The sequence below is a fragment of the Maribacter luteus genome (assembly GCF_009674825.1).
Classification (GTDB): Bacteria; Bacteroidota; Bacteroidia; order Flavobacteriales; family Flavobacteriaceae; genus Maribacter_A; species Maribacter_A luteus.
The window spans coordinates 434670-446673 of sequence record NZ_WKJH01000001.1 but is presented as its reverse complement, the minus strand read 5'-3'; the positions used below and the strand labels follow the sequence as shown (position 1 = coordinate 446673).

The 12004-nt window shown below is 38.9% G+C and carries 13 protein-coding genes; 9 read left to right on the top strand and 4 right to left on the bottom strand.

Annotated features, from left to right (window positions below; all coding sequences use genetic code 11):
• The first annotated feature begins 66 nt into the window (after nt 1-66).
• The 4 genes from GJ691_RS01810 to GJ691_RS01795 all read left to right on the top strand — a co-directional run bounded on the left by GJ691_RS01810 (nt 67) and on the right by GJ691_RS01795 (nt 4656).
• Nucleotides 67-2325, top strand: coding sequence for a TonB-dependent receptor (locus tag GJ691_RS01810; RefSeq protein WP_425481729.1), 2259 nt, complete (start codon nt 67-69; stop codon nt 2323-2325).
• Between the two features lie 103 nt (nt 2326-2428).
• A complete protein-coding gene (locus tag GJ691_RS01805) occupies nt 2429-2650 on the top strand; it encodes a PLD nuclease N-terminal domain-containing protein (RefSeq protein WP_154363158.1) in 222 nt (73 codons plus the stop codon).
• A 35-nt stretch (nt 2651-2685) separates the two neighbouring features.
• Nucleotides 2686-3666, top strand: a complete 981-nt coding sequence (locus tag GJ691_RS01800; RefSeq protein ID WP_154363156.1) for a Gfo/Idh/MocA family protein — start codon at nt 2686-2688, stop codon at nt 3664-3666.
• A gap of 93 nt (nt 3667-3759) precedes the next feature.
• Entirely contained in the window at nt 3760-4656 is an 897-nt protein-coding gene (locus tag GJ691_RS01795; RefSeq protein ID WP_154363154.1) for a DUF2167 domain-containing protein, read from the top strand.
• Between the two features lie 6 nt (nt 4657-4662).
• Here the strand turns inward: GJ691_RS01795 and GJ691_RS01790 are convergent, their stop codons facing one another.
• Complete coding sequence (locus GJ691_RS01790) at nt 4663-5649, bottom strand: aldo/keto reductase (RefSeq protein WP_154363152.1); 987 nt, start codon at nt 5647-5649, stop codon at nt 4663-4665.
• Nucleotides 5650-5703: 54 nt separating this feature from the next.
• A complete protein-coding gene (locus tag GJ691_RS01785) occupies nt 5704-6141 on the bottom strand; it encodes a Rieske (2Fe-2S) protein (protein ID WP_179954996.1) in 438 nt (145 codons plus the stop codon).
• Between the two features lie 236 nt (nt 6142-6377).
• Here GJ691_RS01785 and greA point away from each other — a divergent pair, with 236 nt between their 5' ends.
• Together greA and GJ691_RS01775 are read left to right on the top strand one after the other, a co-directional pair.
• Nucleotides 6378-6851 (top strand): transcription elongation factor GreA, encoded by a 474-nt coding sequence (greA, locus tag GJ691_RS01780; RefSeq protein ID WP_154363150.1) that lies wholly within the window; start codon nt 6378-6380, stop codon nt 6849-6851.
• A 78-nt stretch (nt 6852-6929) separates the two neighbouring features.
• On the top strand, nt 6930-7322 hold the full coding sequence (locus GJ691_RS01775) for an HIT family protein (RefSeq protein WP_154363148.1): 393 nt from the start codon (nt 6930-6932) through the stop codon (nt 7320-7322).
• Here GJ691_RS01775 and GJ691_RS01770 read toward each other — a convergent pair.
• Together GJ691_RS01770 and GJ691_RS01765 are read right to left on the bottom strand one after the other, a co-directional pair.
• Nucleotides 7309-7665 carry a hypothetical protein gene (locus GJ691_RS01770; protein ID WP_154363146.1) on the bottom strand — a complete coding sequence of 119 codons (357 nt, stop codon included), beginning with the start codon at nt 7663-7665 and terminating at the stop codon, nt 7309-7311. The genes GJ691_RS01775 and GJ691_RS01770 overlap by 14 nt on opposite strands.
• A 3-nt stretch (nt 7666-7668) precedes the next feature.
• A complete protein-coding gene (locus GJ691_RS01765; RefSeq protein ID WP_154363144.1) occupies nt 7669-8817 on the bottom strand; it encodes a sensor histidine kinase in 1149 nt (382 codons plus the stop codon).
• 117 nt (nt 8818-8934) lie between these two features.
• Here GJ691_RS01765 and GJ691_RS01760 point away from each other — a divergent pair, with 117 nt between their 5' ends.
• The 3 genes from GJ691_RS01760 to aat all read left to right on the top strand — a co-directional run bounded on the left by GJ691_RS01760 (nt 8935) and on the right by aat (nt 11171).
• Nucleotides 8935-9813, top strand: coding sequence for a flavin reductase family protein (locus GJ691_RS01760; protein WP_154363142.1), 879 nt, complete (start codon nt 8935-8937; stop codon nt 9811-9813).
• A 209-nt stretch (nt 9814-10022) separates the two neighbouring features.
• Nucleotides 10023-10400: a DUF3127 domain-containing protein gene (locus GJ691_RS01755; RefSeq protein ID WP_154363140.1), complete on the top strand. Its 378-nt coding sequence runs from the start codon at nt 10023-10025 to the stop codon at nt 10398-10400.
• A gap of 153 nt (nt 10401-10553) precedes the next feature.
• Complete coding sequence (gene aat / locus GJ691_RS01750; RefSeq protein ID WP_154363690.1) at nt 10554-11171, top strand: leucyl/phenylalanyl-tRNA--protein transferase; 618 nt, start codon at nt 10554-10556, stop codon at nt 11169-11171.
• Nucleotides 11172-12004: the final 833 nt, after the last annotated feature.

Here is a 12004-nt window from a genome sequence, read left to right as displayed (position 1 = left end):
GTTGGAAACAAAAATCAATTTTAACCAAGAATAATGCCCCTTTTATTCGTAATAAAACTATTACGAATGAAAAAGCTCTATTCCTTTTCTAACAGTTCAACTGCAAGATCACAGTGCAGTACAATGCAATCGGTAAAGTTCAAGAAACGCCATCGCATTAAATTTTTATCCATCACATTTGGACTATTGGCCGTTGGACTTTCGGCCCAAGAAACCAAAACCGATTCTTTGGAAGGTAAAAAAATAGCCTTGGATGAGGTCTTTGTATCCGCCGTTAGGGCCACGAAGGAATCGCCTGTCACTTTTACCAATCTTACGAAAGAAGATCTTAAACCGCGTAATTTAGGACAGGATATTCCTATTCTGTTGAATTTCATGCCTGCTGTAGTCACCACATCCGATGCGGGTGCCGGTGTCGGTTATACGGGAATCAGGGTTCGTGGTAGTGATGCCACAAGGGTAAATGTTACCATTAACGGTATACCCTATAACGATTCTGAATCGCACGGTACATTTTGGGTAAACATGCCCGATTTTGCTTCTTCTACAGAAAGTTTACAATTACAACGTGGTGTAGGAACATCTACTAACGGTGCCGGTGCATTTGGGGCAAGTCTGAACATTGCCACAGATGGGGTATCGGAACAAGCCTATGGCCGTATCTCATCATCGGTGGGGAGTTACAACACATTACGTAACAACCTGAAATTCAGTACCGGTCTATTGAACGATCATATTGAGATTTCTGGGCGGTTGTCCAGAATAACCTCTGACGGTTATATCGACAGGGCTTCATCAGAACTTGACTCTTACTTTTTACAAGGGGCGTTCAAAAGTGAGAACACCATTTTAAAAGCCGTTCTTTTCGGTGGGCACGAAGTTACCTATCAGGCATGGTATGGTATTGATGCCGCTACATTGAAAAGTGATAGAACCTTTAATCCTTCAGGTATTTATACCGATGCTTATGGGGTTACCCAATTTTACGATAATGAGGTCGATGATTATAAGCAGAACCATGCGCAGCTTCTTTGGAACCAAAAACTTAATGATAACTGGGATACGAACCTCGCCCTACATTATACCCGCGGTAGAGGCTTTTTTGAGCAGTTTAAGGAGGAGGATGATTTTGAAACCTATGGCTTTGAACCACTATTGGTAAATGGTGAAGAAGTGAACACTACCGATCTTGTTCGAAGAAGATGGTTGGATAACGATTTTTACGGTACTGTTTTTTCGGCCCACTACAACAACAATAATAATCTGGATTTGATTCTAGGTGGAGGTTGGAACAAATATGAAGGTAAACATTATGGTGAAGTAATTTGGGCCCAGTATGCACCGAATAGTTTTATTCGTGATCGGTATTATGACGATAACTCGGTAAAGACCGATTTCAATGTTTTTGCAAAGGCCAATTACAGTTTGGATGATCATTGGAGTCTCTTCGGGGATCTGCAATATAGAACGGTAGGGTATGAAGCGAATGGTGATGATACCGGATTGGTAGATGATACTTTCAATTTCTTTAATCCGAAATTCGGTGCATCATACGACCTGAACCAAAATAACAATTTCTATCTGTCTTTCGCAGTGGCGAATAGGGAGCCCAATAGGAATGATTATGAAAATGGAAATCCAAAACCCGAAAAATTGAATGATCTTGAATTGGGATGGAGATTTGTTTCCCCCACGGTGCAGCTAAGCACCAATGTGTATTATATGAAATACAAAGACCAATTGGTGCTCACAGGTGAGTTGAATGATGTGGGTGCTCCATTACGGGCCAATGTTGGCGATAGTTACCGTCTTGGTCTGGAGATCGATGCGCATCTTGCCTTGGGCGATAAATTCAGTCTAAATCCGAATGTAGCATTGAGCTCCAATAAGAACAAGGATTTTGTCTTTCAACGCGATGGGGTGCTTGAGGAATTGGGAAATACCGATATTGCTTTTTCACCCGACGTAATTATTGGCAATGCAATTTCGTACATGCCCAATGAGAACATTCAATTTTCTTTGTTGAGCAAGTTCGTAGGTAAACAATATATGGGTAACATAGACTCAGAAGGGTCTGTTTTGGATGACTATTCACAAACCGATTTTAATGCCCAGTATACGATTGAGACCAATTCATTCGTAAAAAGGTTAACATTCTCGTTGTTGGTGAACAATATCTTTGATGCCAAATATGTTTCAAACGGTTATTTCTATACCTATGACGATACATGGTCCAATCCCGGACAAACGGCAACCATAGAAGGTGCTGGTTATTACCCGCAGGCAGGCACCAACTTTTTATTGGGGGCGACCCTTGATTTTTAAACCCATGAAGATTTCATGTTGATAATCAAAAGTAACATGGCACTTAACCTCGGTTTTGTGCCATGTTCGTTTATTTGTAGTTTTATGATATAATCAAGAAGACATGGAAATAGGTTTTGGTATTTGGCAAATATTGATTTTGATCATCATTGCGGTTTTGGCCATAGCACCCGTAGTTGCCATAATAGATATTATCAAAGGCCGGTTTAAAGGATCCAATGATAAATTAATATGGATTTTGGTCGTTTTATTTCTAAATCCGCTAGGCACATTACTTTATTTTTTAATGGGTAAAGACCAAAAAATCAAGGAGAACGATAATTGATTTTTTCATAACGATACATAAAAAACAAGGAATTGATGAAAGAGGATAAAAGGATAAGATGGGGAATAATCGGTTGCGGTGCGGTCACCGAAGTAAAGAGCGGGCCAGCTTATCAAAATACCGAAGGATTTGAATTATTGGCCGTTATGCGGCGCAATGAGGAAAAGGCTGAGGATTATGCGAAACGACATGGCGTACCCAAATTTTATTCGAATGCGGAAGAATTGATAGTCGACAATGAAATCGATGCCGTTTATATCGCTACTCCACCAGATTCCCACAAAGAATATGCTTTGAAGGTGGCAGCGGCGGGTAAACCATGTTGTATCGAAAAACCGATGGCACCCAATTATTCCGATAGTCTCGAAATCTACAAAGCCTTTAATGATAAAAATCTGCCATTGTTCATTGCATATTACAGGCGTTCCTTGCCCCGATTTACAAAAGTAAAAGAATGGTTGGCCAATGGGGAAATCGGTGAGGTGAGACAGATTCGTTGGCAATTGACAAAGCAACCTAATGAAATGGATTTAAGCGGTGAATATAATTGGCGAACCGATGGTAAAATCGCACCAGCCGGATATTTTGATGATTTAGCGAGTCATGGATTGGATCTCTTTGTGTATTTACTGGGAGATATTGAAGAAGCCAGTGGTATCGCAACCAATCAAATGGGGTTATACACAGCAAAAGATGCCATTATTGGCCAATGGAAGCACAAAAATGGGATTTTGGGTTCGGGTAGCTGGAATTTCGGTTCATATACGCGCGAAGATGTTGTTGAAATCCATGGAAGTAAAGGTAAAATATTGTTTTCCGTTTTTGATGAGGCACCGATCACCCTTATAAATGCAAACGGGGAAGAACAGCTCATAATAGAACATCCGGAGCATGTTCAAGAGTTTCATGTCAAGAATATAAAAGACCACTTAATGGGCGGTAAAGAACATCCTTCCTTAGGAAAGTCGGCCCTGCATACTAGTTGGGTCATGGATAGGATTTTGGACCAGGTTTAGAATTTAGTTGGTTGTAAACCAACAAATACCGGTAGGTAAAAAATTTATTAATAAATGTTACGTTATTTAATAAATTAACCAAAACCAAGACCAATGAAATATTCCCTCACTTTTTTTATTTGCTTAATTATAAGCGGATTTTCCTTTGCCCAGACCGATGAGCTAACTGCTGCCGAAGAAGAAGCCTTTCAAAAGGTAATCGACAGTATAGAAAATAGTTTTTCATACCAATATGGAGAAATAGACCTGCAAGATGGTCTGGCGAAACTCAAGGTTCCGGAAGGCTATAAATTCTTGGATGAAACCCAGAGTGCATATGTTCTGACGCAATTATGGGGAAATCCTCCGAGTGAAGTCCTTGGTCTGTTGTTTCCAGAAGAAATATCCCCCATTAGTGACAATTTCACCTATGCGGTTGAAATAGAATATTCAGAAGAAGGATATATAGATGATGACGATGCGGGTGATATAGATTATGATGAGCTATTGGCCGAAATGAAGAAAGACGTGAGTGATGTGAATTCACAGAGAATGGAGCAAGGTTATGGATCCATGGATTTGATCGGATGGGCCTCAGCACCTTTTTATGATCATGCAAACAAAAAACTGCATTGGGCCAAGGAACTGAAATTTGAAGATGCCGAAGTGAATACTTTGAATTATAATATTCGGGTTTTGGGCAGAAAAGGCTATTTGAACATGAATGCCATAGGTGATATCGATGTGCTTCCTGTTTTCAATAGGGATATTGATAAAATATTGGCAAGTGTTGAGTTTACAAAAGGGAATAGATATAGCGATTTTAATCCAGACATGGACGATGTGGCCGCTTATGGTATCGGAGGTTTGATCGCAGGTAAAATTTTGGCCAAGGCCGGTTTTTTCGCCGTGATACTAAAATTCTGGAAAATTATCGCGGTTGGCGCAATAGGTCTGTTCGGTGTCTTTAAGAAAAAAATATTTGGTCAGAAAGACGATGGGAACGCCTAATTTCCATTACCACGAATGGTGCACATGTTTACGAATCAATTGGTCGTAAATAACATCTACTTTTTTATGCTCTTCCTTAATCAGGGGAGCAAGATCGCTTGCGGTAATATTCGATAACAAATGTTCCATTTTCGAAGCACCGGGAATAACACATCCTACTTCAGGGTGATCCAAAATCCATCGTAAGGCGATAGGTGCCAAATTGGTGTGGTCGGGAAATAGTGCTTTTAATTCTTCCACTGCTTCAAGGCCTATTTCATAAGGAATCCCGGAAAAGGTTTCACCCTTATCGAAATGCGAACCGTCCCTATTGAAATTTCGATGATCATCCGCATCAAAGGTGCTTGCTGCACTGAATTTACCCGTTAAAAGTCCGCTAGCTAACGGAACGCGAACGATAACACCGATATCCCTTTTTGCGGCTTGCTCAAAAAACAGTTCTTTAGGACGTTGTCGAAACATATTGAAGATAATCTGTACCGTAGTAACATTTTCGTATTCGATACCTTTCAGGGCCTCCTCGATTTTTTCAACACTTATTCCGAGGTTTTTTATTTTACCTTCATCCTTTAGGCGATCGAATAATTCAAAAATCTCGGGGCGATAGAATACTTCTGTCGGCGGACAATGCAGTTGTATAAGATCCAAACACTCCAACCCTGTATTTTTTAAGCTGTCCTCAACATATTTCCGAAGTACTTTTGGCTGGTAGTTTTCATTGGTATGCGGATTTATCTGTCGTCCACATTTAGTGGCCACGTAAACTTCCTCTTTTCTTGATCTTACGACCCTGCCAACGGCCGCTTCACTCAAACCTGCTTCATAAACATCTGCCGTATCAATGAAATTGATTCCTTGGTCTATCGCAGTATTGATTATTTTTTCTGCTGCAGCATCATTGAATCCACTTCCCCATGTGCCACCAACCTGCCAGGTTCCCAGTGATATTTCGGAAACATTCAAATTCGTCTTACCTAATCTTCTATATTTCATTTTGGATGGTTTTATGATGTGGTATTGATTTTCCGGTTTAGGTATTGTTTTCCTTTAATTATAAACCCTTACTACGTTATTGCTATAAGTATTGTTATATATCAACATGTTGTAATATCGACCTCCGTCATCGGGTGTGTTGAGCATTTGCCCTGTAAACAAGCTGTATTCATAACCATCACAGGTACAAGTGGCCGTTTGGCCATCAAGAACCATGGTTGAACAATCGTTGGGAGCATGGTTGGGGCAACTGGCTTCTGATGCAACGAATTGGTTGAAACCTGAGTTGATGACAAAAATTCCGGCAGTACCCACACCGTTCGCACCCACATAAACAGAAGATCCGGTGTTTGTCAATGGGCTGTATAAAGGTAAGTTCAAATTCAATTGGAAGCTGAATGAAACTTCTTGTAAGTAAGGATTACGGTTGGTACTGTCACTGCTGCAACCCAAAATCAATAACAAAGATAATAAGGGATAAATACGATTCATATTTCAATTTCTATAAAAAAGAACAAATACAAATTTGAACAAAAAATATGTATATTTGCGTTAAATCCTCTTCAAAAAAAGGGGATTTTCCTATTAATGAACCCTTGTGATGAATATTTATCGCTTTGGCCTTAAAATTCATGCTACAGGGTTGAATTAATCCCTAAGTTCATTGGGATGTTTTTCAGAATACTATTTAGAAAGCTATTGGTATTATTATTTAAATGGAATGAATTATGAGTAACGTATCGTATTATACTGCAGAAGGTTTAAAGAAATTGAGGGATGAATTGAATCACCTTAAGGATGTTGAACGCCCAAAAGCTTCACAGGCCATTGCCGAAGCCAGGGATAAAGGTGATTTATCCGAGAATGCGGAGTATGACGCTGCCAAAGAGGCACAGGGACTTTTAGAGCTCAAAATCTCTAAGATGGAAACGACCTTGGCCAATGCCCGTTTAATCGATGAGTCCCAATTGGATACATCTAAGGTTTTGGTTCTCTCTACGGTGAAGCTCAAGAACCAAACCAATGGTATGGAAATGAAATATACCTTGGTGGCCGAAAGCGAAGCGGATTTAAAATCGGGAAAAATCTCGGTTAGTTCGCCTATCGGAAAAGGCCTTTTAGGTAAAAAAGTAGGGGATACCGCTGAAATTGCGGTGCCCAATGGTAAAATCACTTTCGAGATTTTAGAGATTACAAGGTAATAGATTATCATTATTCTTTATATTTAAACCTATCATTATCGATAGGTTTTTTTTATATAAATTTTAAGCGGATTTACAATGGCGAGTATTTTTACTAAGATCATAAATGGGGAAATCCCCTGTTATAAAGTTGCTGAAGACGAAGATTTCTTCGCCTTTTTGGATATTAACCCAAATGCCCCGGGACATACTTTGTGCGTTCCCAAAAAAGAAGTGGATAAGATCATGGATCTTGATGAGGAAACCTATATGGGATTAATGGCTTTTTCAAGAAAGGTGGGTAAGGCCATTGAAGCTGTTATGGACTGTAAAAGGGTCGGTATGACCGTTATTGGACTCGAAGTTCCCCATACCCACGTGCATTTGATTCCCCTGAACGAGATGAAAGAAGCCACTTTTCAGCATAAAGTAAAACTCACACAGGATGAGTTTGTTTCCATTGCAGGGCGTATCGCATCTAAAATTGGATAACTCCCGATTGCCATAGATAAATGGCCACTCCGATCAATACCAAAACCAAGATTACAAGGATGTAGAACAAGGATGTAAATCGGATAGAGGGCTTTTCGGGAACCACCATTTTTTGATAGTATTCAAAAATACGTTCAATATCCTGTGTCCAGTTTACAGGATAGATGATAGACCCGCATTTGTTGCATTTTATGGTATGGCTCACCTCCTTGGTCGTACGATCGTATAATTTGCCATACTTGTGCTTTTGCTTAAAGGTGATTTTCATGTCCTGATTAAAACATTCAGGGCAATTGTTGGTAATATCAGCTTCTTTGATGACTACTAATTTTTCCTTCGACATGGCTTATTGTTTTACTTTTAAGGAGATCTGCATAATTGTGCCTTCTTTCCCGGAAGAAAGGACTTTTATCTTGCCTTGATGGTATTCTTCCACAATTCGTTTAACAAGGGAGAGGCCCAAGCCCCAACCTCTTTTTTTTGAAGTTACCCCGGGATTGAAGATGTTATGGAAATTACTTTTTGCGATACCACCACCCGTATCGGCCACTAGAATATTCACATATTTACCCGCAGGGACTATATCTATAGCTATACTCCCTTTCCCTTTCATCGCATCGATGCCGTTTTTTACCAGGTTTTCAATGGTCCAATTATAAAGGGAATGGTTCAATAATACCGGTAGTTTTTCCACCTTTGTATTAAAAGAAAAATGGATCAATTTAGAACTGCGAAGTTTCAAATATTCATAAGCCTCTTTCGTTTCTTCGACAATATCGACCTCTTTGAGTTCGGGTAAGGACCCGATTTTGGAGAACCGTTCGGTAATGGTTTCCAATCGTGAGATATCCTTGTCTATTTCTTTGGTGATCTCCGGGTTTATTTTTTCGGATTTCAATAGTTCGTTCCAACCTAAAAGCGAAGATAGGGGAGTGCCGATCTGATGTGCCGTTTCTTTCGCCATACCCGCCCATAATTTATTTTGTTCCGAGGCCTTATTGGTTTTAAAGAAAAAGAAAATGACGGCCCCAAAGAGCAAAATGATCAATAAAAGGGCAATCGGATAATACTTTAATTTATTGAGTACCTCGGAATTGCCATAATAGAGGGTAGCAAGGTGCTCGCCTTGCTGGTCAATGGATATTGGGGTGTTTTCGCTTTCGAATATTTTTATGTTGTGATGAAGGTATAAAGAGTCTTTGACCTTATCTTCCGGCATATTGTTGGTCTTTATCGACCCATCTTTATTGACCAATATCATCGGGGTAGAGGTGTTGTTCTGAAGCACTTTTATGGTTAGGTTACCCATATCCATATCTTCGGAATATTGTAATAACTCAGATTGGGCAGTGGCCCAGATCTCCATTTTAAGACGTTCTTCCTCCTTGAACTTTTTAAAGAAGCTGTTCGTGTTCCATAAAATCAAACTCACAATGGCAAAGGCTGTTGCCAATAAAATAAAGTTCGAGACCTTCTTTTTGGGATTAAATTCCATCCAACCGTTTTGTTGCTTTAAAGATAACGCAAAATGACCATAAATGGTGTGTGACCATAATGGGCATCTATTTTTAATCGGGTTCTAAATGACTATTTTTGTTATACTATGACCGATATGATTTCAATACATCCAGCGGATATTCCTGTACAAAAATTACATGGTTACCTTTTGGGGGCTGTTGGGCCTAGGCCTATCGCTTTTGTAAGTACGATCGATGAAAAGGGAAGGCCGAACCTGTCGCCCTATAGTTTTTTCAATGTGTTCAGTGCCAATCCGCCGATATTGATTTTTTCCCCCGCAAGAAGGGTACGCGACAATACGATCAAACATACCTTGGAGAATGTTGAAAAGATGAAAGAGGCTGTAATCAATGTCGTGAATTATGATATGGTGCAACAAATGTCGCTTTCAAGTACGGAGTATCCCGAAGGTGTGAATGAATTTTTAAAAGCTGGATTTACCATGCAGGCATCCGATTTGGTAAAACCGCCGAGGGTTGCGGAATCACCGGTACAATTTGAGTGTAAAGTAACCAAGATAGAACCTTTGGGAAAAGAAGGTGGCGCTGGGAATCTGGTTTTTTCCGAAGTTGTCAAAATACATATAAACCCGGGCATATTGGATGAAAACGGAACTATTGACCAGCATAAGATAGATCAAGTCGCCCGAATGGGTGGCAATTGGTACTCAAGGGCGAATAAGGGTATGTTCGAAGTGCCCAAACCATTGTCCAGTTTAGGAATTGGTGTTGATGCCATTCCAGAGAAAATCAGGAACAGTGCGGTATTAACCGGCAATGACCTTGGAAAATTGGGCAATGTGGAGCAGTTGCCTTCAAAAATCGAAATAGGGGAATTCATCGGTTCAAATGAAGTATTGTCTTCTATGGTAAAGAACAACGACCTTCAATCCTTACATCATAAAGCAAAGGAATATATTGACCGGAACGAAGTTCTTTCAGCATGGAAATTACTTTTGGCAAATGAATTGTAAATAACTATTTGGTCAGTTTTTATGAAGCCAATTGTAAAACCCTTAACTTGGCGGCCAAATGTTTTTGTCCATATGGTTCAATGCATTTACCATCTGTTTTATTTGTGATTTAGGATTTACCGCACAACATATAGATGGAAAATGAACGACTAATGGGCATTCGAAAAAGTGAGTAATTTAGACAGTGTAGTATTAGATAATTATAGAAAATGGAAATACAAGGAAAATTAAAGAAGATAGATGAAACCAAAACTTTCGGGAACAATGGTTTTCGTAAGAGGGAAGTGGTAATAACCACTGAAGAGCAATATCCACAACAAATACTTGTTGAGTTTATTCAGGATAAATGTGATTTATTGAACAGTTACAAAGTAGGGCAAGATGTTAAGATAAGTATTAATATCAGAGGTCGTGAATGGACAAACCCACAGGGTGAGGTCAAATACTTTAACTCCATACAAGGATGGCGAATAGAGAACCTACAGGCCGAGCAAGGGAATGCCGATATACCACCGGTACCACCAATGGATTCTTTTGAACCGGCAGACAATATAAATGATGAGGATCATGATGATCTTCCATTTTAATCAAAACCTTTTGATTAAACCAATAAAAAGACCCTTAGGGGTCTTTTTTTGTTTTCTATTTCATGGTTGTCCATTGATTTAATAACTTTAGTATAAAGTGTATTCGTGAAGAAAGACAGTTCATATGGCCCTTTGGTTTTTCTTGGAAGGGAGATGTCTTTTCCGCCCGTTGAAAATGCAAATCATGAAGGATTATTGGCCTTTGGAGGGGATCTTTCCCCAGAGCGTTTAATGTTGGCCTATGAACAGGGTATTTTTCCATGGTTCAATGAAGGATCCATGATCTTATGGTGGAGTCCCGATCCTAGAATGGTATTGTTTCCCGATCAGATAAAGATATCCAAAAGCATGCGTAAGGTCTTGAAAAGCGATCAGTTTACTTTTACCAAGAACACGTGCTTTGAAAAGGTGATCGCTCGTTGTGCCAAAATAAGGCGAGAGGGGCAAGATGGCACTTGGATAACCCAGGATATGAAAGAGGCCTATATAAAATTGCACAAATTGGGTCATGCCCACTCCTATGAGGTTTGGGAAAAAGGTGAATTGGTCGGGGGATTATATGGGATTGATCTTGGTCATGTTTTTTGCGGGGAAAGTATGTTCAGTGCGGTGAGCAATGCCTCTAAGTTCGCCCTTATACATTTGGCCAATGAGTTACAAGAAAAAAAATACCGTTTGATCGATTGCCAATCGTACACCAAACATTTGGAAAGTCTTGGGGCCAAAGAAATACCAAGAAAAGATTTTATCGGGATTTTAAAGAATGAATAAGGGTTTATATTGGGGACTTGTTACCTGTAGTCCTTTACTTTTATTTTCTGTTTGATTTATTATTTCTAAAGCCAACGAGTCCATTTCTTTATAATAATTTATCATAACAATATTCCATTGTAATTTTCCTTGATATAAATTCTTAAATTTCAAGTCGTGGAACACTTTATAATAAGCGGCAGTATTAAAAAGTTCCGATTTTTTATCAATTCCAACATTCTCATAAATGTTCGTTTTTCATCGATATGATTCTGTCCAAATATGGAATTAACTGAGTGGAAGTTTGCAAATCTTGATTCTTGAAATCATCATCAGCGTCTTCAATTAATTACAATCAATTAAATAGATTTTCTTTCAGTGAACTGTCTAGGACTAGATCGAGTTTTCCTGAACTTGTTAACTCCCGTATTGTGCTATTTGATGGGGTGTAATTTCTATATTTCAATGAATCGTTGATTATACTGTCAACGCTAATTAACTTGTATTCAGTTTCACTTTTATTTATTAAACTCAATACAGAACGAACATAATTGTTAGTAGCCTCTAAATCTTTAATATTATTCTATTATTTAAAAATTTAGCGTTTATTTCGTTATTGATTTTATTTGTTTCAGCGTTATCTTATCTCATTCCAATTGTTTATTTGTAATTCAATTAAAATTCCAATAACAACAAGAACAGTTTCTACGATTGCGTAAAGTTAATATTGCTTAACTTGTTTTCAATTAAAACTTGTTATCTTATTCGTCTAAAGAATTTTATCATAGGTTATTGGTTGGTCATAATGAAGCAAAATGGTTGGCCTAAGTGTAGTTACGTGGGTTAGCTCTAAA

Coding starts and splice junctions, on each gene's coding strand:
- GJ691_RS01810 (WP_425481729.1), top strand. CDS start 67: ATGAAAAAGCTCTATTCCTTTTCTAACAGTTCAACTGCAAGATCACAG.
- GJ691_RS01805 (WP_154363158.1), top strand. CDS start 2,429: ATGGAAATAGGTTTTGGTATTTGGCAAATATTGATTTTGATCATCATT.
- GJ691_RS01800 (WP_154363156.1), top strand. CDS start 2,686: ATGAAAGAGGATAAAAGGATAAGATGGGGAATAATCGGTTGCGGTGCG.
- GJ691_RS01795 (WP_154363154.1), top strand. CDS start 3,760: ATGAAATATTCCCTCACTTTTTTTATTTGCTTAATTATAAGCGGATTT.
- GJ691_RS01790 (WP_154363152.1), bottom strand. CDS start 5,649: ATGAAATATAGAAGATTAGGTAAGACGAATTTGAATGTTTCCGAAATA.
- GJ691_RS01785 (WP_179954996.1), bottom strand. CDS start 6,141: ATGAATCGTATTTATCCCTTATTATCTTTGTTATTGATTTTGGGTTGC.
- greA (WP_154363150.1), top strand. CDS start 6,378: ATGAGTAACGTATCGTATTATACTGCAGAAGGTTTAAAGAAATTGAGG.
- GJ691_RS01775 (WP_154363148.1), top strand. CDS start 6,930: ATGGCGAGTATTTTTACTAAGATCATAAATGGGGAAATCCCCTGTTAT.
- GJ691_RS01770 (WP_154363146.1), bottom strand. CDS start 7,665: ATGTCGAAGGAAAAATTAGTAGTCATCAAAGAAGCTGATATTACCAAC.
- GJ691_RS01765 (WP_154363144.1), bottom strand. CDS start 8,817: ATGGAATTTAATCCCAAAAAGAAGGTCTCGAACTTTATTTTATTGGCA.
- GJ691_RS01760 (WP_154363142.1), top strand. CDS start 8,935: ATGATTTCAATACATCCAGCGGATATTCCTGTACAAAAATTACATGGT.
- GJ691_RS01755 (WP_154363140.1), top strand. CDS start 10,023: ATGGAAATACAAGGAAAATTAAAGAAGATAGATGAAACCAAAACTTTC.
- aat (WP_154363690.1), top strand. CDS start 10,554: ATGTCTTTTCCGCCCGTTGAAAATGCAAATCATGAAGGATTATTGGCC.